Origin of the sequence: Rhodococcus sp. NKCM2511, assembly GCF_014905595.1 — a bacterium.
Lineage (GTDB): Bacteria > Actinomycetota > Actinomycetes > Mycobacteriales > Mycobacteriaceae > Rhodococcoides > Rhodococcoides fascians.
Genome location: NZ_BNHJ02000001.1, coordinates 2,524,682 through 2,547,228 on the forward strand (window position 1 = coordinate 2,524,682; position 22,547 = coordinate 2,547,228).

General features: G+C 64.7%; 23 protein-coding genes. 12 read left to right on the plus strand and 11 right to left on the minus strand.

Annotated elements, in window-relative coordinates:
• Positions 1–22: 22 nt before the first annotated feature.
• Positions 23–427 (minus strand): MerR family transcriptional regulator, encoded by a 405-nt coding sequence (locus JLZ96_RS11605; protein WP_201010152.1) that lies wholly within the window; start codon positions 425–427, stop codon positions 23–25.
• Between the two features lie 34 nt (positions 428–461).
• Positions 462–1,970, minus strand: a complete 1,509-nt coding sequence (locus JLZ96_RS11610) for a SulP family inorganic anion transporter (protein ID WP_032367132.1) — start codon at positions 1,968–1,970, stop codon at positions 462–464.
• Between the two features lie 173 nt (positions 1,971–2,143).
• Between JLZ96_RS11610 and JLZ96_RS11615 the strand changes: the two genes are divergently transcribed.
• Positions 2,144–3,037, plus strand: a complete 894-nt coding sequence (locus JLZ96_RS11615; protein ID WP_032374774.1) for a LysR substrate-binding domain-containing protein — start codon at positions 2,144–2,146, stop codon at positions 3,035–3,037.
• A gap of 140 nt (positions 3,038–3,177) precedes the next feature.
• Here the strand turns inward: JLZ96_RS11615 and JLZ96_RS11620 are convergent, their stop codons facing one another.
• The 3 genes from JLZ96_RS11620 to JLZ96_RS11630 form a co-directional block, all read right to left on the minus strand.
• Positions 3,178–3,345 (minus strand): hypothetical protein, encoded by a 168-nt coding sequence (locus JLZ96_RS11620; RefSeq protein WP_201010153.1) that lies wholly within the window; start codon positions 3,343–3,345, stop codon positions 3,178–3,180.
• A gap of 227 nt (positions 3,346–3,572) precedes the next feature.
• Positions 3,573–3,968 carry a universal stress protein gene (locus tag JLZ96_RS11625; RefSeq protein WP_027495308.1) on the minus strand — a complete coding sequence of 132 codons (396 nt, stop codon included), beginning with the start codon at positions 3,966–3,968 and terminating at the stop codon, positions 3,573–3,575.
• Positions 3,965–4,864, minus strand: coding sequence for a 2-hydroxyacid dehydrogenase (locus tag JLZ96_RS11630; protein WP_179274288.1), 900 nt, complete (start codon positions 4,862–4,864; stop codon positions 3,965–3,967). Before JLZ96_RS11630 ends, JLZ96_RS11625 begins: the two co-directional genes overlap by 4 nt.
• Before the next feature lie 436 nt (positions 4,865–5,300).
• Here JLZ96_RS11630 and JLZ96_RS11635 point away from each other — a divergent pair, with 436 nt between their 5' ends.
• Genes JLZ96_RS11635 through JLZ96_RS11665 form a run of 7 tightly spaced genes read left to right on the plus strand, consistent with a single transcriptional unit; the run spans position 5,301 to position 12,671 of the window.
• Positions 5,301–6,878, plus strand: coding sequence for an ABC transporter substrate-binding protein (locus JLZ96_RS11635; RefSeq protein WP_037218968.1), 1,578 nt, complete (start codon positions 5,301–5,303; stop codon positions 6,876–6,878).
• Between the two features lies 1 nt (position 6,879).
• Positions 6,880–7,809: an ABC transporter permease gene (locus tag JLZ96_RS11640; protein ID WP_201010154.1), complete on the plus strand. Its 930-nt coding sequence runs from the start codon at positions 6,880–6,882 to the stop codon at positions 7,807–7,809.
• Between the two features lie 8 nt (positions 7,810–7,817).
• Complete coding sequence (locus JLZ96_RS11645; protein ID WP_201010155.1) at positions 7,818–8,804, plus strand: ABC transporter permease; 987 nt, start codon at positions 7,818–7,820, stop codon at positions 8,802–8,804.
• The gene (locus JLZ96_RS11650; RefSeq protein WP_201010156.1) at positions 8,801–9,826 is read left to right on the plus strand and encodes an ABC transporter ATP-binding protein; all 1,026 of its coding nucleotides are present in this window, start codon (positions 8,801–8,803) and stop codon (positions 9,824–9,826) included. The genes JLZ96_RS11645 and JLZ96_RS11650 overlap by 4 nt, the downstream gene beginning before the upstream one ends.
• The gene (locus JLZ96_RS11655) at positions 9,819–10,814 is read left to right on the plus strand and encodes an ABC transporter ATP-binding protein (protein ID WP_201010157.1); all 996 of its coding nucleotides are present in this window, start codon (positions 9,819–9,821) and stop codon (positions 10,812–10,814) included. The genes JLZ96_RS11650 and JLZ96_RS11655 overlap by 8 nt, the downstream gene beginning before the upstream one ends.
• The gene (locus tag JLZ96_RS11660) at positions 10,811–11,551 is read left to right on the plus strand and encodes a sulfite exporter TauE/SafE family protein (RefSeq protein ID WP_080731235.1); all 741 of its coding nucleotides are present in this window, start codon (positions 10,811–10,813) and stop codon (positions 11,549–11,551) included. Before JLZ96_RS11655 ends, JLZ96_RS11660 begins: the two co-directional genes overlap by 4 nt.
• 46 nt (positions 11,552–11,597) lie before the next feature.
• Entirely contained in the window at positions 11,598–12,671 is a 1,074-nt protein-coding gene (locus tag JLZ96_RS11665; protein ID WP_201010158.1) for an SDR family oxidoreductase, read from the plus strand.
• A gap of 37 nt (positions 12,672–12,708) precedes the next feature.
• Here the strand turns inward: JLZ96_RS11665 and JLZ96_RS11670 are convergent, their stop codons facing one another.
• The 3 genes from JLZ96_RS11670 to JLZ96_RS11680 all read right to left on the minus strand — a co-directional run bounded on the left by JLZ96_RS11670 (position 12,709) and on the right by JLZ96_RS11680 (position 16,298).
• Positions 12,709–14,109: a xylulokinase gene (locus JLZ96_RS11670; RefSeq protein ID WP_032390276.1), complete on the minus strand. Its 1,401-nt coding sequence runs from the start codon at positions 14,107–14,109 to the stop codon at positions 12,709–12,711.
• Positions 14,110–14,149: 40 nt separating this feature from the next.
• The gene (locus JLZ96_RS11675) at positions 14,150–15,847 is read right to left on the minus strand and encodes a SulP family inorganic anion transporter (RefSeq protein WP_201010159.1); all 1,698 of its coding nucleotides are present in this window, start codon (positions 15,845–15,847) and stop codon (positions 14,150–14,152) included.
• A gap of 106 nt (positions 15,848–15,953) precedes the next feature.
• Positions 15,954–16,298 carry a helix-turn-helix transcriptional regulator gene (locus JLZ96_RS11680; RefSeq protein ID WP_027495297.1) on the minus strand — a complete coding sequence of 115 codons (345 nt, stop codon included), beginning with the start codon at positions 16,296–16,298 and terminating at the stop codon, positions 15,954–15,956.
• Positions 16,299–16,413: 115 nt separating this feature from the next.
• Between JLZ96_RS11680 and JLZ96_RS11685 the strand changes: the two genes are divergently transcribed.
• From JLZ96_RS11685 to JLZ96_RS11700, 4 genes are all read left to right on the plus strand, one after another.
• Complete coding sequence (locus JLZ96_RS11685) at positions 16,414–17,061, plus strand: TetR family transcriptional regulator (protein ID WP_027495296.1); 648 nt, start codon at positions 16,414–16,416, stop codon at positions 17,059–17,061.
• 148 nt (positions 17,062–17,209) lie between these two features.
• Positions 17,210–18,367, plus strand: a complete 1,158-nt coding sequence (locus JLZ96_RS11690) for an acyl-CoA dehydrogenase (protein WP_027495295.1) — start codon at positions 17,210–17,212, stop codon at positions 18,365–18,367.
• Positions 18,368–18,372: 5 nt separating this feature from the next.
• Complete coding sequence (locus tag JLZ96_RS11695) at positions 18,373–19,221, plus strand: 3-hydroxybutyryl-CoA dehydrogenase (RefSeq protein ID WP_283548657.1); 849 nt, start codon at positions 18,373–18,375, stop codon at positions 19,219–19,221.
• Positions 19,222–19,459: 238 nt separating this feature from the next.
• Positions 19,460–20,353: an SDR family oxidoreductase gene (locus JLZ96_RS11700; protein WP_201010160.1), complete on the plus strand. Its 894-nt coding sequence runs from the start codon at positions 19,460–19,462 to the stop codon at positions 20,351–20,353.
• Positions 20,354–20,431: 78 nt separating this feature from the next.
• Here JLZ96_RS11700 and JLZ96_RS11705 read toward each other — a convergent pair whose 3' ends face one another.
• From JLZ96_RS11705 to JLZ96_RS11715, 3 genes are all read right to left on the minus strand, one after another.
• On the minus strand, positions 20,432–21,190 hold the full coding sequence (locus JLZ96_RS11705; RefSeq protein WP_032367143.1) for an SDR family oxidoreductase: 759 nt from the start codon (positions 21,188–21,190) through the stop codon (positions 20,432–20,434).
• A 68-nt stretch (positions 21,191–21,258) separates the two neighbouring features.
• Positions 21,259–21,996 carry a 1-acyl-sn-glycerol-3-phosphate acyltransferase gene (locus JLZ96_RS11710; RefSeq protein ID WP_201010161.1) on the minus strand — a complete coding sequence of 246 codons (738 nt, stop codon included), beginning with the start codon at positions 21,994–21,996 and terminating at the stop codon, positions 21,259–21,261.
• Positions 21,997–22,053: 57 nt separating this feature from the next.
• Positions 22,054–22,539, minus strand: coding sequence for a hypothetical protein (locus tag JLZ96_RS11715; RefSeq protein ID WP_201010162.1), 486 nt, complete (start codon positions 22,537–22,539; stop codon positions 22,054–22,056).
• Positions 22,540–22,547: the final 8 nt, after the last annotated feature.

Here is a 22,547-nt window from a genome sequence, read left to right on the forward strand (position 1 = left end):
GGTCCGGTCAGATCTGGGCCGGTCAGATTTGGGCCGCTGCGCCGCGAGTCGACAGCACCTCGGTCAGCTCCTCGGCGTAGGCGAGCTGCCGCCGCAACGTGCGGCAGCTTTCCTCGGCCTTGGTGTGGCAATCACGAACGAAGGCCGCGGCCGACGACCTTGCGTCGTCGGTCGCGTTCTCGTCGCCGAGAATGTCGAGGGATTCGAGTAGCTGTTTCATTTCGGCCAACGTGAAGTCGAGTGGCTTCATCCGGCGAATCACGAGCAGGCGTTCGACGTCGGACTCGGTGTAGAGCCGGAAGCCGCCGACGGTCCGAGCAGAGGGCGTGACCAGACCGACATCGTCGTAGTGACGAACCGTGCGAATCGACAGCTCGGTTCGCTGAGCTACCTGCCCGATCTGCATGTGTACGCCGTCGTCTGTCATGTGCCGCCTCTCTTCGCCCGACCAACCACCCTAGTCAGTGCTCGCCACCCAGGTTTCCACTGAGACGATCGTGCCGCTCGGTCGACGGCGCGTTCAGGCCCACGATCTCCACCGTCTTGCCCTTGGCGGCGTACTTGGTGGTGATGGCGTCGAGGGTCGCAACGGTCGACGCGTCCCAGATGTGCGACTCGGACATATCGATGACGACGTTCTTCGGATCTCCGACGTAGTCGAACTGGTAGATCAGATCGTTACTCGACGCGAAGAACAACTCGCCCTTGACGGCGTAGACGCGGGTGTCGTCGTCGGGATGTGCGACGTCGACAACCTCGGTCAGGTGCGCAACCCGCCTGGCGAACAAGACCATCGCGGTGATCACTCCGACGACGACGCCGTACGCGAGGTTGTGGGTGACCACGGTGACAGCGACGGTGGCCACCATGACGAGAGTTTCGCTCTTGGGCATGCGGCGCAACGTCTTCGGGTGAATGCTGTGCCAGTCGAAGGTGCCGACCGACACCATGATCATCACGGCGACCAATGCGGCCATCGGAATGAGCGCGACGATATCGCCGAGACCGACCACCAGGATCAGCAGGAAGGTGCCGGCGAGGAACGTGGAGATTCGGGTGCGGGCACCGGAGACCTTCACGTTGATCATGGTCTGGCCGATCATCGCGCAGCCGCCCATACCGCCGGTGAATCCGGTGACCAGATTCGCCACGCCCTGACCCCAGCCCTCACGAGTCTTGTTGGAGTGCGAGTCGGTGATGTCGTCGACGAGCTTGGCCGTCATCAGTGATTCGAGCAGACCGACCAGGGCAATGGCCAGAGCGAACGGCGCGATGATCGACAGGGTGTCGAACGTGAACGGTACGTCCGGGATCAGGAACGACGGCAGCGAGGACGGCAGTTCACCCTCGTCGCCCACGTCCGGGACGGCCAGCGCGAAGACGAGCGTGACGGCGGTGAGGATCACGATGGCGATCAGAGGTGCAGGCACGACAGTGGTGAGCTTCGGCAGGAAGAACATGATGAGCAGTCCGACGGCGACCATCGGGTAGACCAACCACGGCACCCCGATCAGGTACGGCACCTGTGAGGTGAAGATCAGGATCGCCAGCGCATTGACGAATCCGACCATGACGCTGCGCGGGATGAATCGCATCAACTTGGCGACACCGAGGACGCTCAACACGATCTGCAGGACTCCGCCGAGGATAACCGCGGCAATGAGGTAGTCGAGGCCGTACTCGCGAGCCAGGGGGGCGACCACCAGGGCGATGGCTCCGGTGGCCGCGGAGATCATCGCCGGTCGACCCCCGACGATGGAGATGGTGACCGCCATCGTGAACGACGCGAACAGGCCGACGCGGGGATCGACACCGGCGATGATCGAGAACGAAATCGCTTCCGGGATCAACGCCAGCGCCACCACCAGCCCGGCAAGAACCTCGGTCTTCAGTCGCCTCGGTGAGCGCAACGCACCCAGCACCGAGACGTCTTCGACGGCGGTGCCGGGCACCTGGGCAGCTCGAGACACGACGACTCCGTTCGATGGTTACGAGGGACGACAACCGGGATGGGCGTCCACTCCGCGAGCAACTCTACTCTTACCGGAGGGAAGGTTACTAATCATCGAAGCGTGGACCACGTGCGCTAGATTTATACGAAAAGGCACGCCGGAACTCCCAGCGCGATGCAAGGAATGAATCGATGTTCTCGCTCAACAGGCTGTCCTGCTTCATCGCCGTCGCCGAGGAATTGCACTTCGGCCGCGCCGCCGAACGTCTGCACATGACGCAGCCGCCGCTCAGCAGGCAGATCCAACAACTCGAGAGCGAAGTCGGCGTGCAGCTGATCGACCGCACGAGCCGGTCGGTGACCCTGACGGCCGCGGGATTGGCCTTCCTACCCGAGGCCCGACGCATCCTCGACCTCGCCGAGGGCGCACTGCTGACGGTGCGACGCGTTCCCACCGGAGACTTGGGGACCGTAATCGTGGGATTCACCGGGGCATCGGCGCATGCGGTGCTCCCGCAGCTGCTCGACGCTGCGCGCGAGAAGCTACCGGACGTGAAAATCGTTCTACGCGAAATGGTCTCGGCGGTACAGATGGAGTCTCTGGCCATCGGCGATCTGGATCTCGGGTTGGCCAGACCCCCGCTCAAGCGACCGGGCATCGCGTCCCGGCCGGTGCTGCACGAGTCGTTGATCGCGGCGATGCCCGAAGAACACCCACTGGCCGCGAAGGACGAGCTGTCGGTAGAGGACTTCGACGAGCAGCCGATCATCATGTACTCGCCCGTCGATGCGCGGTACTTCCACGAACTGCTGATCAGCACCTTCACCATCGTCGGGGTCTCGCCGCGCTACGTGCAGTACGTGACCCAGGTGCACACGATGCTGGTGCTCGTTCGCTCGGGAATCGGACTGGCGCTGGTACCCGAGTCGGCGTCGACCATGCGGCCGGAAGGCGTTGTGTTCCGGCCGGTTCGGACCGTAAAGGAACGCCCCGTCGAACTCGACGCTGCCTGGCGCGTCGACAACGACAACCCGGCACTGCACCGCTTCATGACCGACGTGCTGCCGACGCGTGAGTGGTCGTGATTTTTTCCTGCTGATCGAGCCGTGGTTCGACAGTGCCCGAAGCCGGTCTCGGTCGAGTACTCGTGTGAATACGGCGCGCCTCGAAAGCCGACGAAGGCCCGCACCTGGTTGGGAGCGGGCCTTGTCGGGTTCGTGGGTGCTCAGTCTTTGGGCGGATTGGCGTCTTTGCCAGCGGCGACGTCGCGGAGCCATTGCGGGACCGGCTTGTTGTCGTACTCGCGGAGTTTGATGGACGTTCCTGCGGCTGCTGCGCGTACCTTCCGGCGCTGCTCGGGGGTCCAGGCCCGGCGCGGTTCGGTGGTGGTCATGGGCGCTCCTCGCGGGGTGTTGTAGCCCCATTGTCGCTGTTGTCGTCGGTTTCCGCTAGGTCGTTGCTGTCGAGGTCGATGTCGGCGATCGCTTTGGAGCGATGAATCAGCGCATACCCACCGGGAGTTTCCTGCCGATGAGTTTCTGGGCTGCGCTTCGCAACGTCAACCTGCTCACCGGCATCGTCCGGCCACTCGGCACCAGAACCGCCGCACACGCAACCGAACTATCGCGGCGTCCCCACCGGCGGCTTGACGGCCGTCACCGGGCAGTGCGCCTCGAGCAGTACGCGCTGAGAGATGCTGCCCATGAACAACTTTCCGACGGGCGATCGACGTCGGATGCCGATGACGACCAGCTGAGCCTGCTCGTCGAACGACAGGTCGATCAGGTTGTCGGCGTGCGAGCGGCCGGCCTCGTTGTCGTGAATTTTCGTCGTGACACCGACCGCCGACGCCTCCTCGCGAGCCGATTCGACGGTGGCAGCGAAGTCGGCGTCTGCCGCGCTGTTGTCCTCGGCGACGATGAGCAGATCCGTTCCGCGCATCTGGGCCTCGCGAAATGCGAAGGGCAGCGCGCCCTTTCCTTCGGTGGTCGGCGAGTAGCCGACGACGACGGTCACTTCGTCACCGGCGTGACGAGGGAGCCGTCGGCCAGGAATCGATCGAGGTTCTCCAGTGTCAGTGCTTCCATGGCGGCGCGAGTCTCCACCGTTGCGCTGCCCACGTGCGGCAACAGCACCACGTTGTCCATCGCGAGCAGAGAGTCGGGCACGTTCGGTTCGTGGGCGAACACGTCCAGACCCGCACCGGCGAGCTGCCCGGAGGCGAGCAGTTCGATCAGCGCCTCCTCGTCGACGACGCTTCCGCGCGCCACGTTGATCAGATAGCCCTGCGGCCCCAGCGCTTCGAGCACCGCGCGATCGACCAGATGGGCCGTTCCCGAGCCGCCCGAGGCGGCGACGATCAGTACGTCGACGCTCTCGGCGAGCGCTACAGGATTGGCCGCGTACGCATACGGTGAACCGTCGATCTCGTTGCGGTTGTGGTACGAGATGGGGCATCGGAATGCGGTGAGCCGGTCCGCGATTGCAGATCCGATCCGGCCGAGCCCGATGATCCCGACTCGTTTGCCGGTGACCTGGCGGGTCAGCGGAGTATTGCCCTCGGCCGGCCAGCGGCCGGCCCGTACGAATCGCTCCGCGGACGAGAGCCCACGCACGGTGTCGATCACCAGGCCGACAGCGAGATCCGCGACGCAGTCGGTGAGCACATCCGGGGTGTTGCTGACCCCGATGCCACGCTCGGTGGCCGCGTCGACGTCGGTGGTGTCGTATCCGACTCCGAAGTTCACGACGGCTCCGAGCTGCGGCAACCGCTCCATCAGCGCTGCGTCGACGCCGGTTCGGCCGGAGGTGACGACGGCGGTGATCGACGGGCCGTGTTCGGCCAGGAACTGCTCACGCTCGTCCCCGTCGGGCAAGGTCAGCGCGTCGTAGTCGGCAACCAGAGTGTCCATCAGGGACGGCTTCAGCGGCCCGACTCGGAGCACGCGGCCCCCCTGACGTGAATCTTGTTGCAACACAGACTTTTCCTGTTGACCGGTGGTCACCGTTGTTCTCCTCGCGATGTGGTGGAGCGTGCGCGTTTCCTGTACGGTATGCCGCTTCTCGGATACCTGTCCAACACGCAAATAACATGGACCGATACCCAAACGGCATGAACATGACCCTCAGCATGCAGGTATACCTAACCCGCTTGGACGTTCGACCTGCTCAGAGGCGCTGAACTGCGAGCAGCCGCACTGATTCAGCACAATTGTGACGTGGATAACGGGCCGAAACGTCGCTTTCGTCCGGTTGACGGTGGAGATCACCCACTCCTACCGTGTGTCTACCGTCACAGATCCGAATGCGGCTCGATGACGCGTATCCCTTTTCCCACTGGAGGCCACCATGAGCCCTGCACTCTCCGTGCAGCAGGGACGGACCCATCGCGTCGCCGCTATTGCTGTTGGCGCACTAGCACTTTCATTGATCGCAAGCGGCTGCACCGTCGCGAACTCGAGCAACGGAGCCGCAGCCCGCGCAGACACCTTGCGCATCGTTCTGCCTCAGGAACCGCCCACCCTCGAAGCCTGCGACGTATCGCTGACGTCGGTCGGAGTGGTCACGCGCTCGAACATCACCGAGCCGCTGATGGAGCGCAATCCGAGTACCGGTGATCTCGAACCGAAGTTGGCGGACTCGTGGGAGCAGACCTCGGACACCGAGTGGACGTTCGCCATTCACCCCGGCGTGACGTTCAGCGACGGCAGCCCCTTCGAAGCCGAGGATGCAGCGTTCTCCATCGACCGCACCGTCAACTCCGAACTGGGATGCAACGTCGAGGGATACGTCTTCGGCGACGCCGACCTGGTGGTGAAAGCCGTCGACCCGTTGACGCTGACGGTGCAGTCACCCGAGCCCGATCCCATTCTGCCGCTGCGGCTCTCGTTCGTGGAAATGGTTCCGCGCACTTCGAGCTACACCGAGCGGGTACGCGAACCGATCGGCACCGGCCCGTTCGCGATCGAGCGGTGGGACTACGGCCAGAAGCTCTCCCTGGTACGCAACGAGACCTACTGGGGCCCGAAGCCCGAATACGCCAGGGCCGAATACCAATGGCGCAGTGAAGGCAGTGTCCGCGCGTCGATGGTGACCAACGGCGAGGCCGAGATCGCCACGTCGGTCGGACCGGAGGACGGTGCAGGCGACCTCGGCGTGGCCTATCCCAACAACGAGACCACGGCACTGCGCATGCAGGCCGCGCAACCGCCACTGGACGACATGCGGGTTCGGCAGGCGATCAACTACGCCATCAATCGCGACGGCATCGTCAAGGCGTTGTTCCGCGGACTCGGTTCACCTGCAGCACAGCTCATTTCCGAGGGCGTCGTGGGATACAACGAAGACCTGACTCCCTGGCCCTACGACATGGACGAGGCCAGGACGTTGATCGAGCAGGCCCGTGCCGACGGGGTTCCGGTGGACACCGAGATCCGTCTCATCGGACGCACCGGTCAGTTCCCGAAGATCAACGAAACGGTGGAGGTCATTCAGAACTCGCTGTCCAAGATCGGCATGAATGTCAAGATCGAAATGATGGACGCAGCAGGAACTGCCGAGTACCAGGAGCGGCCGTTCCCGGACGTCGGTCCGTACCTGCTGGTCATCCAGCACGGCAACCAGGCCGGCGACTCCGCCTTCACGGTCGATCAGTACTTCACCAGTGACGGGTTCCAGAGTGCCTACGGCACAGCGGACTTCGACAAGGAGATCGCCGCTGCCGGCGCTCTCACCGGAGAAGACAGGCAGGCCGCGTACGCCCAGGTGTTCGCCGACGAACCGAAGGACATCATGCAGATGGCCTACATCGCGCACATGAACGGGGTGTTGGCGAAGGCCGCCTCCGTGGACTACACCCCGGACTCGGCCACGGTCGACGAAATGCATCTGGCCGCGATGACCCGCGCCGAGACCGAGAGGCCCTGACATGTTCAGATTTCTGCGCCGACGGATCTACACCAGCCTGATCCCGCTGTTCGTCGTTCTGCTGGGCGTCTTCTTCCTCGCCCGGCTCACCGGCGACCCCACCAGCCTGTACCTCCCCGAATCCGCGACCCAGGCCCAACGCGAAGCATTCCGCGCTACCAACGGATTCGATCAGCCGGTCCTGACACAGCTGTTGGACTACTTCAAGGGTGTCGTGCAACTGGACTTCGGGCAGTCACTGCGCACCGGTGAGGACGCGTCGGCGATGGCCCTGCGCGCCTTCCCCGCAACGCTGCAGCTGGCGTTCGCAACGATGTTCCTCGCCATCCTCGGTGCGGTGATCATCGGCTGCTGGGCCGCATACCGGCCGAACTCGCTCGCCGATCGCATCTCGAGCCTGCTGTCGATGACGGCCGCATCCATTCCCGACTTCTGGTTCGCCATCATGGGCGTCTACGTCTTCGCCATCCTGTTCGGTTGGCTGCCCACCTCCGGGGTGGACAGCGGAATGCTCTCATGGGTGTTGCCGATCGCCACACTGCTCATTCGACCGCTCGGCGTCCTGACTCAGGTCGTCCGTGGCGCGATGGTCTCGGCACTGTCAGCACCCTACGTGCGGCTGGCGAGAAGCAAAGGGGCGGGCGACCTTCGGATCGTCACCCACCACGCTCTGCGCAACGCCGCGGCACCGGCGTTGACCGTCGCCGGCGACCTGATGGTCGGGCTCGTCAACGGCGCAGTCGTCGTCGAAGCCATCTTCGGCTGGCCCGGTATCGGAAAACTGATGATCGACGCCATCCTCCAACGCGACTTCGCCGTTCTGCAGGCAGCCGTGTTGCTGACGGCAGTGTCCATCTTCGTCCTCAACATCGTCATCGATGCCTGCTATGCACTGCTCGACGCCCGGGTTCGCGACAAGGTGAAGGTCTAGGTAAGAACATGTCACTCGACTTCGAAGCACCGAAAACATCCGAGCCGGAGGACGTTCCACCGTCGGCTCCGGTGGAAGCCCGCAAGGCGTCGGCCCCGCTGTGGAAGCTACTTCTGCGGGACAGGGTCGCCACCGTGGCCGCCGCAATTCTGGTACTGGTCTTCCTCACCGCAATCTTCGGCCCGATGCTGGTCGGGGACGCCGCCACCGACCAAGATCTCGATCGCTCGAACCTGCCACCGTTCACCCTCGAGACCGGTTGGATGAACATCCTCGGCACCGATCCATTGGGACGCAGCATGCTGGCCCGATTGATCGTGGCCAGCAGAACCACACTGTCGGTAGCCATTCCGGCCGTGATCCTCTCGGCGATCATCGGCTCGTTCATCGGAATGTGGGCCGGCTTCCATCGCGGTTGGCGCGAGACCGCGGCGATGCGCGTCGCCGACGTCATCCTCAGCTTTCCGTCACTACTGATGGCCGTCGTCGTGCTCTACGTCTTCTCACCGAGCGCCGCCAATATCGTTCTGGTGCTGACCATCACGCGAATCCCGATCTACCTGCGCACCGCTCGCGCCGAGTCGGCCGAACTGCAGAGCCGACTGTTCGTCGACGCCGCCCGTACGTTCGGCGCGAAGAGCGGATCGGTGATCAGACGCCATGTGGCCCCGATCCTGCTGCCGACCCTGCTCACCGTCGCCACCCTGGACTTCTGCTTCGTCATCCTCGCCGAGTCGTCACTGAGCTTCCTGGGCATCGGCATTCAGCCGCCCGACGTCTCCTGGGGCCTGATGGTCTCGCAGGGCCGTACCTACCTGCAGACCGCCTGGTGGCTCTCCTTCTTCCCCGGCCTCGCGATCGTGTTGACGACCGTCTCGGCCACCGTGCTCGCCGCCTGGGCCCGCATCGCCACCGATCCCGCGCAGCGGTGGCGACTCAATGTCCCCCGCTCCAAGCGGTCTCGCCTGATCCCCGCACGAAAGGTCGTCTCATGAGCGCACCGGCAACCAGCGCACCGTCGGCGCGACCCGACACCGGCAGTGTCGCCCTGGACGTACGCGGACTGACCGTCGACCTGCGAACGCCGTCGGGTGTCATCCGCGCCGTCGACAACGTCACCTTCAGCGCACGCCGCGGTGAAACCCTGGCTCTGCTCGGTGAATCCGGCTGTGGAAAGTCGATGACGGCACAGGCCATCGTCGGGTTGCTCGAGCCGATCGCCGACATCACCGGCGGCTCGGTGGAGATGGGCGACGTCGATTTGGTCACCGCCAAGACCAAGGTGCGACGCACGATCGCGGCCACCGAACTGGCCATCGTCTTCCAGGATGCACTGACCGCACTCAATCCCGTCTACACCGTGGGAACTCAACTGGCCGAGCCGTTTCGGATCCACCGGGGTATGTCGGCCAAGCAGGCGCGAGTCGAAGCGATCGCCCTGATGGCCCGCGTGGGTATCCCCGAGCCCGAATCACGCGCCGACTCCTACCCGCACCAGTTCTCCGGCGGCATGCGGCAACGCCTACTGATCGCGATGGCCGTGGCCCTGAGTCCGTCGGTACTGCTGGCCGACGAACCGACCACCGCCCTCGACGTCACTGTGCAGGCGCAGATCATGGCACTGCTCAAGGAATTGCGCACCGAGCACGACATGGCCGTCGTACTCATCACCCACGACCTCGCCCTGGTGGCCGAAGAGGCCGATCGAGTGGCAATCATGTACGCCGGCAACGTCGTTGAAACCGGGTTGGTTTCGGAGGTCTTCGGATCGCCGCGCCACCCCTACACCAAGGGACTGCTCGACTCGGTCCCCGTGCACGCCGTCCGCGGCGAGGATCTCAAATCCATCGGCGGCACCCCGCCGGATCTGCACTCGATCCCCGACGGATGCGTCTACCAGGCACGTTGCCCCATCGCCCGTGGGATCTGTATCAGTGGCCGCCCGCCGCTCGAATCCGTCGGCAACGGCCGCCTGTCGGCCTGCCACTTCCCGAACGAGGTATCGCGCAATGTCTGAGCAACTGTTGACCGTTCGTGGCCTGAACAAGACCTTCGACGTCGGGCGCGGGAAGCTACGCGCTCTGGACTCCATCGACCTCGACCTGCGGCGCGGCGAGACCCTCGGCCTGGTGGGTGAATCCGGCTGCGGCAAGTCCACTCTCGCGCGCACGCTGATGATGCTCGAACGCCCGGACTCGGGCACCGTCGCCTTCGACGGCATCGATCCCTTCGCTCTGCGCGGCAAGGAACTCCTCGCGTGGCGTCGACGCGTGCAGATGGTGTTTCAGGACCCGTACGGTTCACTGAACTCGCGGATGACGGCAGGCGACATCATCGGCGAACCGTGGCGAACTCACACGAGCCTGTACAAGACTCGGCGCGATCGTTCGGCACGAGTACGCGAACTGCTGCACCTGGTAGGCCTGCGACCGAGCGACGAGAACCGGTTCCCGCAGGAGTTCTCCGGCGGTCAGCGGCAGCGCCTCGGCATCGCGCGCGCTCTGGCACTGAACCCCGACGTCATCATCTGCGACGAGCCGGTGTCGGCTCTCGATCTCTCGGTCCAGGCCCAGGTGCTCAACCTGCTCAACGATCTGCAGAAGCAACTCGGCATCTCCTACGTCTTCATCTCGCACGATCTCTCGGTGGTCCGGCACGTCGCCGACCGAGTCGCGGTGATGTACCTGGGCCGCATCGTCGAATCAGGCGCTACGGAGGCAGTATTCGATCGGCCCGCCCACCCCTACACCGCAGCGTTGATGTCGGCCGCACCCACACTCGACGCGTCGAGCCGCGGCGACAAGATCCTGCTGAAAGGCGAGGTGCCGTCGCCACTGAATCCGCCGTCGGGGTGCCGTTTCCGTACTCGCTGCTGGAAGGCGACCGACCTGTGCGCGAGCGACGCACCACCCGTCGCACACGACGCCGACGAGGCCGATCATGTTGCCGAATGCCATTATCCGCTCGTGGCAGGGAATCTCGGTCTCGTCGCCGCCGGAACATGACACTCACGCACCTGAGTGTCACCGGCTTCGTCGTCGTCGCCCTCGCGATCTTCTTCGCATCCGCGATGCAGGCGTCGATCGGCTTCGGCATGGGCATGCTGGCCGCCCCCATCGTGGCCATCGTCGACCCCGGACTCGTACCGGGAACGCTGATCATGCTCGCGGTCGTGGTCAGCGTGCTCGTACTGGTACGCGACCGGACGGCTCTCGATCTCTCGGGAGCCGGATGGGCACTCGCCGGACGACTCCCCGGCTCGGTGGTGGGTGCGCTGCTACTGGTCCTGTTGCCCGAACGCGGGCTGGCGATACTGTTGGCACTCGTGGTCCTGGGCGGCGTCGCGCTGACGTCGTTCGGCTGGGTTCCGTTGCCGCACAGACGTAATCTCGTCGTCGCCGGGGCGGCGTCGGGAGTTCTGGGAACCGCCACCTCCATCGGTGGGCCACCGATGGCTCTGGTGTGGCAAGGCAACTCCGGAGCCGAACTCCGCAGCACGATGAGTTGCTTCTTCCTCGTCGGCTCGATCATCTCCATCGCGGTGTTGACGGTGGCCGGAGCGGTGAACAGCCACACCGCCACGCTGTTCGCTTTCCTGGCCCCGGCGACAGTTCTGGGGTTCCTGCTCTCTCGGGTGATCAACCGAGTTCTCGATCGGCGACGCCTACGTATCACCGCAATCGCCGTCTCGGCCGTGGGCGCGATCGTGCTCGTCGTCCAGCAAGTACTGGCCCTGACGTGAGTGAAGCGTCACGTGTTGCATCGGCTCCAGTGGGTAACCGGATCCGATGACTACGAACACCACGCGCGCGTTGATCGTCGGTGCCACCGGCATTTCCGGGCAGGCGCTGTGCCGCGCAGCACTCGATGCAGGCTGGACCACCTACGGACTGAGTCGGAGCGGCAGTACCCCCGTCGACGGCGTCGTGCCGGTCGCGGCGGATCTGCTCGACCCGAAGTCCCTCGAAGACGCGCTGAAGGACGTCCGCCCCGAGGTCGTGTTCTTCACCGCGTGGATGAAGAAGGACTCCGAGCAGGAGAACATCGAGGTCAACTCGGCGACCCTACGCAATGTGCTCGATGTTCTCGGCCCCCTCGATTCGGTGAAGCACGTCGCGCTGATGACCGGACTCAAGCACTACCTCGGCCCGTTCGATGCATACGGTGAGGCCGTGATGGCCGAGACGCCGTTCCACGAAACCGAGGCCCGCCTCGACACCCCGAACTTCTACTACGCGCAGGAAGACGAACTGTTCGCCGGCGCAGACAAATACGGGTTCGGATGGAGTGTGCACCGCGCTCACACCGTCTCCGGTTTTGCCGTGGGCAACGCGATGAACATGATGCTGACGCTGTCCGTCTACGCGTCGATCTGTAAGGAACTGGGCGAGAAGTTCGTCTTCCCCGGCTCCGAAACCCAGTGGAACGGCTTGACCGACCTCACCGACGCCGACCTGCTCGCCGAGCAGATGGTCTGGGCCGCAACCGACGACAACGCGCGCAACGAGGCGTTCAACATCGCCAACGGTGACGTCTTTCGCTGGCGCTGGCTGTGGCCGCAGTTCGCCGAGCACTTCGGCGTCGAGCCCGAGGGCTTCGACACCGAGCCGCGTCCCCTCGAACCCCGCATGTCCGATGCGGCCGCCGCGTGGAAGCGCATCGCCGAGAAGCACGATCTGGTGGAGAGCGATGTCACCCGCCTCGCATCGTGGTGGCACACCGACGGTGACCTCGGCCGCGACATGGAATGCCTGACGGACATGAACAAGTCCAAGAAGGCCGGCTTCCTGGGCTTCCGCTCCACGCCGGATGCCATCGCCTCGGTGATCCAGCGTTACCGAGATGCGCGCCTGATTCCCTGAGCGGCTGCGCCGCATGTGCGTGGAAACTCGACCCCTGCTACGAGTTTCCACTCACATGCGCGTAGCGCTCTCGCACCGCCGGCGTGGGGTCTGCCTCGTATGTCTTCGAGGTGGCCTGCGCCCAGGTCGGCGGCTCACTGGTCCCGGCCAAAGTCCATGCTGCCTGGCGCGCTGCCCCGTCGGCGACGTACTCACCGGGCTCGGGTACGGCCACCGGGACCCCGAGAATTGCCGGGGCCAAGGCTCGGAGCGCCGCGGACTTGGCACCGCCGCCGATGAGCAGTACGCGCCGCACGTCCACTCCCTGTGCACGCAGGTAGTCGATACCGTCGGCCAGTCCGCACAGCAGTCCTTCGACGGCAGCGCGAGCCAGGTGGCCCGGAGTCGAATTGTTCAGTCGTAGTCCATGAATCGCACCGGACGCATCGGGGAGATTGGGCGTCCGCTCGCCCTCGAAGTACGGCACCATCACCACACCGTCGCTCGTCGTCGACAGAGCCAACCGCGACAACTCGTCGTGATCGACGCCCAGCATTCGCGCCGTCGCATCGAGGACACGCGCCGCGTTGAGCGTGCACACCAACGGCAGCTGACGCCCGGTGGCGTCGGCGAATCCGGCGACCAGGCCCGAACCGTCGGCCGCGGCTGCGGTGGTCACCGCCGAGACGACGCCGGACGTGCCGATCGAGACCACCACATCACCGGGCTGTGCGTCGAGGGCAAGCGCCGCCGCGGCATTGTCTCCGGTACCCGGGCCGATCAGCGCCCCGGCGGCAGTGTGGCCTATCGCCTCGTTCGGCGCAGCCACGCGGGGCAGCAGTGGGTTGCGGCCACGAAAGCCCAACTGCAACAGATCCGTTCGATACTCGTTCGTGGCCGCCGAGAAGTATCCGGTGCCGCTCGCATCGCCGCGATCGGTGGCCAAGGCGTCGAGCCCCGACGCGCCACCGAGCTGCCAGCCGATCCAATCGTGCGGAAGGCACACCGCCGCAGTGCGATCGGCGTTGTCGGGCTCGTTGTCGGCGAGCCACCGCAGCTTGGCGACGGTGATCGAGGCCAACGGAACCACGCCGACCGCGTCGGCCCAGGCCTGACCGCCGTCGCCACCGGTCTTCTCGCCGAGCTCCGCGATCAGATCCTCTGCCGCCTGGGCCGACCGAGTGTCGTTCCACAGCAATGCTTTACGGACCACGGATCCGTTGTCGTCGAGGCAGACCATGCCGTGTTGTTGCGCGCCGACCGACACCGCAGCGACATCGTCCAGCCCGCCGGCGGCGTCGACGGCCTCGTCGAGTGCTTCTTTCCACCGCTGCGGGTCGATCTCGGTGCCGTCGGGATGACCGGCACGGCCGTGACGCACCAACTCCCCGGTGTCGGCATCGCGAACGAAAACCTTGCACGATTGGGTGGAAGAGTCGATTCCGGCAACGAGAGCCACGATGAGCTGGTCCTTTCGTACGCAAGTGTGACCTACGACCCTACCCGCGGGGCGTGGTCGCCTCGGTCACCAGCGTGCGTGCACAGGCGATGGCCTGCGGGGTGGTGTCGAAGACGTGTCGAGCGTCGTCGTCCTTGGTGGTGAACACACCCAGGGCTGCGAGTGGCCGCAGATGCTCGGGCTTGGCACCGGAGATCAGGACGGTGATGTGTCGGTGTTCGAGTTCGGTGATGGTGTCCTTGAGAACCATGGCACCGGTGGCGTCGATCGTGGTGACTCGGGACATGCGCAGGATCACCACCTTCACGTCCGAGACGTCGGCGAGTTCGAGCAGGAAGCTGTGCGCGGCACCGAAAAACAGCGCACCGTCGATGCGGTACGCGACGATGTGTTCCCGCAGCAGGTCGCCTTCTTCCTTCGAGACCGCATCGAGTGTGTTCAACGGGACCTGCTCGACCGTGGCCGATCGCGCAACGGCCCGGAGAGCCAGGACGGCAGCGAACCCGACGCCGACCGCCACCGCCGTCACGAGATCGAAGACCACCGTCACGAGGAAGGTCGCCGCCATCACCACGGTGTCACCGCGGCCGGCGCGGGTGATCGCCCGGATGGACGCGGTCTCGACCATCCGCACCGTGGTTGCGAGCAGCACTCCGGCCAGGGCCGCGAGCGGGATATCGGCAACCAACCCCGCCGCGGAGTACATGATGACGGCGAGGATCACCGCGTGGGTGAGGGCCGCGAGCCTGGTGCGGGCACCGGATCGAACGTTGACCGCGGTCCGGGCGATGGCCCCTGTGGCGGGGATGCCCCCGAACAGGGGTGCGGCGATGTTCGCAAGGCCCTGTCCGAACAACTCCCGGTCGGGGTTGTGGCGAGCGCCGACGCCCATCGAGTCCGCGGCGGTGGCGGACAGCAACGATTCCAGGGCAGCCAGAGCGGCGACGGCACACGCCGGGGCCAGCAACGCCGTCACGTCACCCAGGTGGAAAAAGCCCATGCTCGGGGCGGACAACGACGACGGAATGGTGCCGATGCGGGCGATGTCCAGATCGAACAGCTGGGTGGCCACGGTAGCGGCAGCAACCGCGACCAGTGAGAACGGGATCTTCGGTGCCAGGCGGCCGCCGACGAGCATGACGATCGCGACGGCGATCGCCACAGCGGGGGTGAGGATGCTTGCATGCGCGACGAACGAACGGACAGCATCGAACGCGGACTGCCAGACCTTGTCGCCTTCCGCGTCCGTAATGCCCAGCGCCGACGGAACCTGTTGCAGTGCAATGACAACGGCAATGCCCGCGGTGAATCCTTCGATGACAGGCGCGGGCATGTACCGCACGGCTCGGCCGATTCCTGCTACCGCGAGCACCAACAGAATGATCCCGGCCAGCAACCCGACCGCGAGCACTCCCGTCGGCCCGTATTCGGCGACGATCGGGACCAGCACCACCGTCATCGCACCGGTCGGACCCGATACCTGAAACCGTGAGCCACCGAATACCGCGGCCACGACTCCCGCGATGATGGCGGTGGTCAGTCCCGCCGCTGCACCCAGCCCGGTGCTGACTCCGAATCCGAGCGCGAGGGGCAGCGCCACCAGCGCCACGATGAGGCCGGCGAGAAGATCCGAACCGGGTGCGCGTAGCGCGGGCTTCCACTCGCTCCAGCGGGGTAGAAGGGCGGATACCGCCCTCAGGGCGTCGTTCGTGCGGGTGCGTTTCGTCGGTTCGGACATGCGACGCTTCCTGAAAGCTCATCGTTCTTGATCCAGTTGATTGCTAAGTTTAGCAAGTAATGAATCAGATGCGGAGAGATGCTGCACACCTCCCTCGACGGTCGGCTCAGGTGCGCGATCCGGACTCGCCGTCCAGCAGTTCTACCTGGTTGGCCACCACTCCGGTCAATATCTCCCGGGCCACCACGAGGAGGTCCGCCACTTTCGGCGACGTCAGCGTGTACGACACCGACAATCCCTCCCGAGTGCCCTCGATGAGACCCGCGCGACGCAGAATCGACAGCTGCTGCGACAGATTCGCCGGCTCGATGCCCACCTCGGGCAGCATCTCGGACACTGCGTGTTCACGTTCGCTCAACAGTTCCAGCACTCGAATGCGCGCGGGATGAGCCAACGTCTTGAAGAAGTCGGCCTTCATTCTGTACAGCGGTCGACTCGAATCCGTGGCCATGACGTCCTTCCGCTTCGCCGAGCACTGCGAAGCAGGCTACTTGCGAACACTAGCAATCAGCCACCGAGAAGGACGACCTCAGTGCCCCTGCCGAAACTCCGCTACCTTCACTGGCATGCGCGGAGAACCCGAGGAATCCACCGACTTCAGGCTGACCGTGGCCACCGCGGCCCTGGATCTGTTCTCGGTCAAGGGCTACGACTCGACGACGGTGGACGACATCGCGGTGGCGGCCGGAATCTCGCGTCGAACGTTCTTCCGGCAGTTCCGCGCCAAGGAAGACGTCGTCTTCGCCGATCACGAGATTCTGCTCGAACAGGTCGGCGCTTTGCTCGCGTCCAACACCGGCGACCCATGGCAGGCCGTCTGCGATGCCGCCCAGTTGGTGTACGAGCGATTCTCGGACTGGAAAGAGATGTCGCGGCTGCGATATCAGGTGGTGCATCGAATTCCCGCCCTCCGCGATCGCGAGATCGTCACCGTGTTCCGCTACGACCGTCTCTTCGTCGAATATCTGCAGCGGGCGCTACCCGACCACCCTCATCTGGAGATCCTGCAGTTCTCCGCCTCGGTGACCGCGACCCACAACTACTTTCTACGACGGATGATTCGCGACGGCCTGCCCACGTCCGTCACCGACTTGCGCGCAGCGTTGGCGCAGGTCCGCGCCCAGTCCTCCGGAGACGTCGTGGTCGCGACATTCCCGCGGGGCACGTCCGTGAACACCGTCGCCGACGCGTTGGCCCGCCACCTCCCCGAGTGACCCCCACCCAAGATGGCACTCAGTGCCGTCTTGGAGAGCCCCACCCTTGAATCGAGGCCGGTCCGGTCGTACACTGGGGTGAAGCTTGGCACTGAGTGCCCTTTCTGGGCAGTGCTGTACCCCCGACATCGCGAGGAGCGTGGCCGACATGGCCGGAAATCCCGACTTCGATCTCTACCAGTCACCCGAGGAGCACGAGGAGCTGCGCGCAGCGATCCGGGCCCTGTCGGAGAAGGAGATCGCCCCGTACGCCAAGGAGGTCGACGAGGACTCGCGCTTCCCGCAGGAGGCACTCGATGCCCTCAACGCCTCCGGCTTCAACGCCGTGCACGTACCCGAGGAATACGACGGTCAGGGTGCCGACTCGGTTGCCGCCTGCATCGTCATCGAAGAGGTCGCCCGCGTCTGCGGCTCGTCCTCACTGATTCCCGCCGTCAACAAGCTCGGCACGATGGGCCTCATCCTCAAGGGCTCCGAGGAGCTCAAGAAGCAGGTTCTGCCCTCGCTCGCAGGCGGCGCGATGGCGTCGTACGCACTGTCCGAACGCGAAGCCGGCTCCGACGCCGCCAGCATGCGGACCCGCGCGAAGGCCGACGGAGACGACTGGATCCTCAACGGCTCCAAGTGTTGGATCACCAACGGCGGCAAGTCCGACTGGTACACCGTCATGGCCGTCACGGATCCCGACAAGGGTGCCAACGGCATCAGCTCGTTCATCGTGCACAAGGACGACGAAGGATTCGTCGTCGGCCCCAAGGAGAAGAAGCTCGGCATCAAGGGTTCGCCCACCGCCGAGCTCTACTTCGAGAACTGCAAGATCCCCGGAGACCGCATCATCGGTGAGCCCGGTACCGGGTTCAAGACCGCGCTCGAGACTCTCGACCACACCCGGCCCACCATCGGTGCACAGGCCGTCGGCCTCGCTCAGGGCGCTCTCGACGCAGCCATCGCATACACCAAGGACCGCAAGCAGTTCGGCACGTCGATCTCGAGCTTCCAGGCCGTGCAGTTCATGCTCGCCGACATGGCAATGAAGGTCGAAGCCGCCCGCCTGATGGTCTACAGCTCCGCGGCACGCGCCGAGCGCGGCGAGAAGAACCTCGGATTCATCTCTGCCGCAGCGAAGTGCTTCGCCTCCGACGTGGCCATGGAGGTCACCACCGACGCCGTCCAGCTCTTCGGCGGTGCCGGCTACACCACCGACTTCCCCGTCGAGCGCATGATGCGCGACGCCAAGATCACGCAGATCTACGAGGGCACCAACCAGATTCAGCGTGTCGTCATGTCGCGGGCGCTGCTCAAATGAGCAACATCGAACTCGTAGGCGTCATCGGCGGCGGCACCATGGGTGCCGGTATCGCCGAAATGTGCGCCCGCTCCGGTAGCTCGGTGCTGATCCTGGAAACCAGCCAGGGCACCGCCGACGCCGCCGAAGCACGCCTGGACAAGTCGTTCGCACGGGCCGTCAAGTCCGGCCGCATCGACGCCGATGCGGCCGAGAAAGCCCGCGCCGCAATCTCGTTGACGCTCGACATCAACGATTTCGCCGATCGCGATCTCGTGATCGAGGCGGCACCGGAGATCGAATCACTGAAGCTGGATCTGTTCGGCAAGCTCGATTCCATCGTCAAACCCGAAGGAATCCTGGCGACGAACACCTCGTCGATCCCCGTCATCAAGATGGCCAACGCGACGAAGCGACCCGGCCAGGTCGTCGGAGTGCACTTCTTCAACCCCGTACCGGTACTGCCGTTGGTCGAAATCGTCGTCAGCCTCCTCACCAGCGAAGAAACCGTCGACGCCGTCACCGATTACGCGGCGAACACCCTGGGCAAGAAGACAATTCGTGCGGGCGACCGTGCGGGATTCATCGTCAACGCATTGCTCATCCCCTACATGGTCTCGGCCATCCGGATGCTCGAATCCGGCTTCGCCAGCGCCGAGGACATCGACGACGGCATGGTCAACGGTTGCGCCCACCCCATGGGACCGTTGCGTCTGACCGACACCGTCGGCCTCGACGTCACCCTCGCGGTCGCAGAATCGCTGTATGCCGAATTCCGCGAGCCGCATTACGCTCCGCCCCCGCTGCTGCAGCGCATGGTGGACGCGGGAATGCTGGGTCGCAAGAGCGGCAAGGGTTTCTACACGTACTCCTAGCCCACAACCTTGCTTGTCCGGCACGCCGCCCCCTTCTGGATCAATGCGGCATTCAGCTACTCCAAGTAGCTGAATGCCGCATTCATCCGTTGGCGGGGATGGTGTGAACTTGGGGGATGGCGTGAGCCAGGGAGAGACCCGACTCAGTTTGTTTGCGGGCGACTCTGGGCATTCGGCGTGGAGACGGAATCGGGCAGCAGGTTCCCCACGCAATGAATACCAGGTTCGGAGCCCCATCGTGAGTGATCAGTACACCTTCACCAATCCCGTCACGCAGTACCGCCAGGACGGATTCCCTGAGCAGCACCAGGATCCGCCCGGTCTCGCTGCCGATCTACAACCCCTGGCCGACCACGGCGAGCAGACGTACCGCGGGTCCGGACGGCTGACCGGCCGTAAGGCCTTGATCACCGGTGCCGACTCCGGCATCGGCCGTGCGGCCGCCATCGCCATTGCCCGCGAGGGTGCCGACGTAGTTCTCAACTACCTGCCGTCGGAGGAAAAGGACGCTCAGGACGTCGCCCATTTCGTTCGCGACGCCGGTCGCACCGCCGTCCTGGCACCGGCAGACCTCACCGATGAGAAAGCTGCCCGCGCCCTCGTGCACACCGCCGTCGACGAGCTCGGCGGCCTGGACCTGTTGGTCAACGTGGCAGGCAAGCAACAGTTCGTCGAGGATCTGGCGGATCTCACGTCGGAGCAGTTCGACCAGACCTTCAAAACCAATGTGTACGCACTGTTCTGGATCATTCAGGAAGCAGTGCCGCACATGCCTGCCGGCTCGACGATCGTGAACACCAGCTCCATCCAGGCGTACACACCTTCGCCCGGACTGGTGGATTACGCGACGACGAAGATGGCCATCAACACCATCAGCAAGGCTCTCGCCCAGCAGTTGGCACCCAAGGGAATTCGCGTCAATGTGGTTGCGCCGGGACCGTTCTGGACACCGCTGCAGGCAGCCGGCGGTCAGCCGACCTCGGCGCTGCCGGAATTCGGCAAGGAAACACCGCTCGGACGCGCCGGGCAGCCTGCCGAGATCGCCGGTGCGTACGTCTATCTGTCGTCGGCCGAATCGGGATACGTCACCGGAGACACCCTCAACGTCAACGGCGGAATGCCGACGCCGTAGTCGCTGTGCGCTCTGCGTGAATGGACCATTCACACCCGTCCGGGCTCGTGAATGGTCCATTCACGCGTTCGGGAGACGTCAGTCCTTCGGGCCACCGGCTGCGTAGACGACCTGACCCGAGATGAATCCGGCACCCTCACTGACGAAGAACGACGCCAGGTGGGCGATGTCGTCGGGATGTCCGACGCGGTTGACCGGAATCTGCGACGCCGCAGCAGCTTTGAAGTCGTCGAACGACATTCCGACTCGCTCGGCGGTGGCTGCCGTCATCTCGGTTTCGATGAATCCGGGGGCGATGGCGTTGGCGGTGACGCCGAACTTGCCGAGCTCGATGGCGAGAGTCTTGGTGAATCCCTGCATGCCGGCCTTGGCCGCGGAGTAGTTAGCCTGACCGCGGTTGCCGAGGGCCGAGGTGCTCGACAGGTTGACGATGCGACCCCACTTGGCGTCGATCATGTGCTTCTGCACTGCACGCGTCATCAGGAACGAGCCGCGCAGGTGCACACCGAGCACGGAATCCCAGTCCTGCACCGTCATCTTGAACAGCAGGTTGTCGCGGGTGATGCCTGCGTTGTTGATCAGTACGGTCGGTGCACCGAACTCGCTCGCGATGCGGTCGACTGCAGTCTGCACCGACTCCTCGTCGGCCACGTTTGCGCCGATGGCCACGGCCTGCCCACCTGCGGCCTCGATCGCGCCGACGGTGTCGCTGCACGCGGCCTCGTCGAGGTCGACCACCGCGACGCCGAAGCCGTCCTTGGCCAGTCGCTTGGCCACTGCTGCACCGATGCCCCGAGCACTACCGGTGACGATGGCCGTCTTGATCTGATCGCTCACGAATATCTCCTGACACAACGCCGAATCGAATTATCTGTCATCTGTTTCTACCAACCCCGGCGGCGCAGTCAGTACGCAGCCACCGCTCCGTCGAGTGCTTTCTGCATTCCCTCTGCCACCACACGGGTGATGTCGATCGGTTTCTGGGGCAGATCAGTGATGGGCGTATCGAAGTAGACGCTCGCCTGCTTCACTTTTGCCGAGCCGGGGCCGTAACTCAGTCCGATGCAGATCAACGTCGGTTCGACGCCGAGTTTGCGGGCCCGCATCGCGATGTGGCCGATTCCGCTGCCGACGTGTTGCACCGTCGTCGGGTCCTCGAGGTTGCAGGTGCCTTCCGGGAACACCGCGAGGTCGTCGCCGCGCTTCATTCGTTCGGCACTGATGTCCATCATGCGGTTGCCTGCCGCGCTGACTGCCCGCATCCCGTGATTCTTGCCGCGAAAGACGGGAATGCCGCCCATCATGTCGATTCGCTTGCGCTGCTTGGGGTCCTGGAACAATTCGTCCTTCGCGAGCACTCTGGTGCGCCCGATCACCGGACGCAGCGGCGACGCCCAGGCCGCCGCTGCGAGGGTGTACGGATCACTCTCGGTGAGGTGATTGACCGCGATGAGCAGACGCGTGTTGTCGTACACCAAACGCCGCAGCTCCTCTCGGGCACCGTCGAAGTACGACACCCGCGGGCGGAAGCGTCGGGCGAGGGCGGCGTACGCCAGCCTCGCAACCTGACGATTCTGCTGATGACGCAGATAGAAGTCGTACACCGTCTCGTCGTTCTCGAGAATTACCGCAGGCCGCTCCATGAGCTGAGCCTAATGGTTCGAGCTGTGCCGCCGAGGCCGAGGCCTCATTCGGACCGCCTACCCGATGATCGCCTTGTATTCGGTGAAGATCGGCGCGTACTCGGGGCCGCAGTTCGCGATCGACCAGTCTGTGAGAAGGGTGAGGTTCTCGAACACTCCATTCATCGCGTCGAAGTCGCCGGCCGCACCCTTGGCGTCGGCCTCTTCAATGGCCTGCAGCCACGCCAACGGTTCCGGTGGGGCGACGGCTTGCAGCTCCGACTGGGTCACCGGGGCCTTCGCAGCGAGTTCTTCGGCAATGGATTTGGCCGTTTCGACACCACCGGCCTCTACCTCCCGCAGGTTGGTCAGACCCTGCGCCACCTGTGTGGCGTACAGCGTGCAGAAGTCCGACCCACCCGAATCCACTTCCACCGACTCCACGGATTCCACCGATTGTGCGGCCGACGGCTCAGCGGTGATAGACGGGTTCTCTTCAGTGGACGAACACCCCGCGACAGCGAGGAGAATTACCGCACATCCCAAAGTCGATCGACTGTTCATCGGCGTTG

Bases quoted from the DNA above. Each gene is read 5' to 3' on its own strand.
- JLZ96_RS11675 (WP_201010159.1), bottom strand. From the start codon at position 15,847: ATGTCCGAACCGACGAAACGCACCCGCACGAACGACGCCCTGAGGGCG.
- JLZ96_RS11630 (WP_179274288.1), bottom strand. From the start codon at position 4,864: ATGGACACTCTGGTTGCCGACTACGACGCGCTGACCTTGCCCGACGGG.
- JLZ96_RS11615 (WP_032374774.1), top strand. From the start codon at position 2,144: ATGTTCTCGCTCAACAGGCTGTCCTGCTTCATCGCCGTCGCCGAGGAA.
- JLZ96_RS11650 (WP_201010156.1), top strand. From the start codon at position 8,801: ATGAGCGCACCGGCAACCAGCGCACCGTCGGCGCGACCCGACACCGGC.
- JLZ96_RS11680 (WP_027495297.1), bottom strand. From the start codon at position 16,298: ATGGCCACGGATTCGAGTCGACCGCTGTACAGAATGAAGGCCGACTTC.
- JLZ96_RS11605 (WP_201010152.1), bottom strand. From the start codon at position 427: ATGACAGACGACGGCGTACACATGCAGATCGGGCAGGTAGCTCAGCGA.
- JLZ96_RS11660 (WP_080731235.1), top strand. From the start codon at position 10,811: ATGACACTCACGCACCTGAGTGTCACCGGCTTCGTCGTCGTCGCCCTC.
- JLZ96_RS11685 (WP_027495296.1), top strand. From the start codon at position 16,414: ATGCGCGGAGAACCCGAGGAATCCACCGACTTCAGGCTGACCGTGGCC.
- JLZ96_RS11665 (WP_201010158.1), top strand. From the start codon at position 11,598: ATGACTACGAACACCACGCGCGCGTTGATCGTCGGTGCCACCGGCATT.
- JLZ96_RS11715 (WP_201010162.1), bottom strand. From the start codon at position 22,539: ATGAACAGTCGATCGACTTTGGGATGTGCGGTAATTCTCCTCGCTGTC.
- JLZ96_RS11620 (WP_201010153.1), bottom strand. From the start codon at position 3,345: ATGACCACCACCGAACCGCGCCGGGCCTGGACCCCCGAGCAGCGCCGG.
- JLZ96_RS11690 (WP_027495295.1), top strand. From the start codon at position 17,210: ATGGCCGGAAATCCCGACTTCGATCTCTACCAGTCACCCGAGGAGCAC.
- JLZ96_RS11645 (WP_201010155.1), top strand. From the start codon at position 7,818: ATGTCACTCGACTTCGAAGCACCGAAAACATCCGAGCCGGAGGACGTT.
- JLZ96_RS11635 (WP_037218968.1), top strand. From the start codon at position 5,301: ATGAGCCCTGCACTCTCCGTGCAGCAGGGACGGACCCATCGCGTCGCC.
- JLZ96_RS11655 (WP_201010157.1), top strand. From the start codon at position 9,819: ATGTCTGAGCAACTGTTGACCGTTCGTGGCCTGAACAAGACCTTCGAC.
- JLZ96_RS11640 (WP_201010154.1), top strand. From the start codon at position 6,880: ATGTTCAGATTTCTGCGCCGACGGATCTACACCAGCCTGATCCCGCTG.
- JLZ96_RS11710 (WP_201010161.1), bottom strand. From the start codon at position 21,996: ATGGAGCGGCCTGCGGTAATTCTCGAGAACGACGAGACGGTGTACGAC.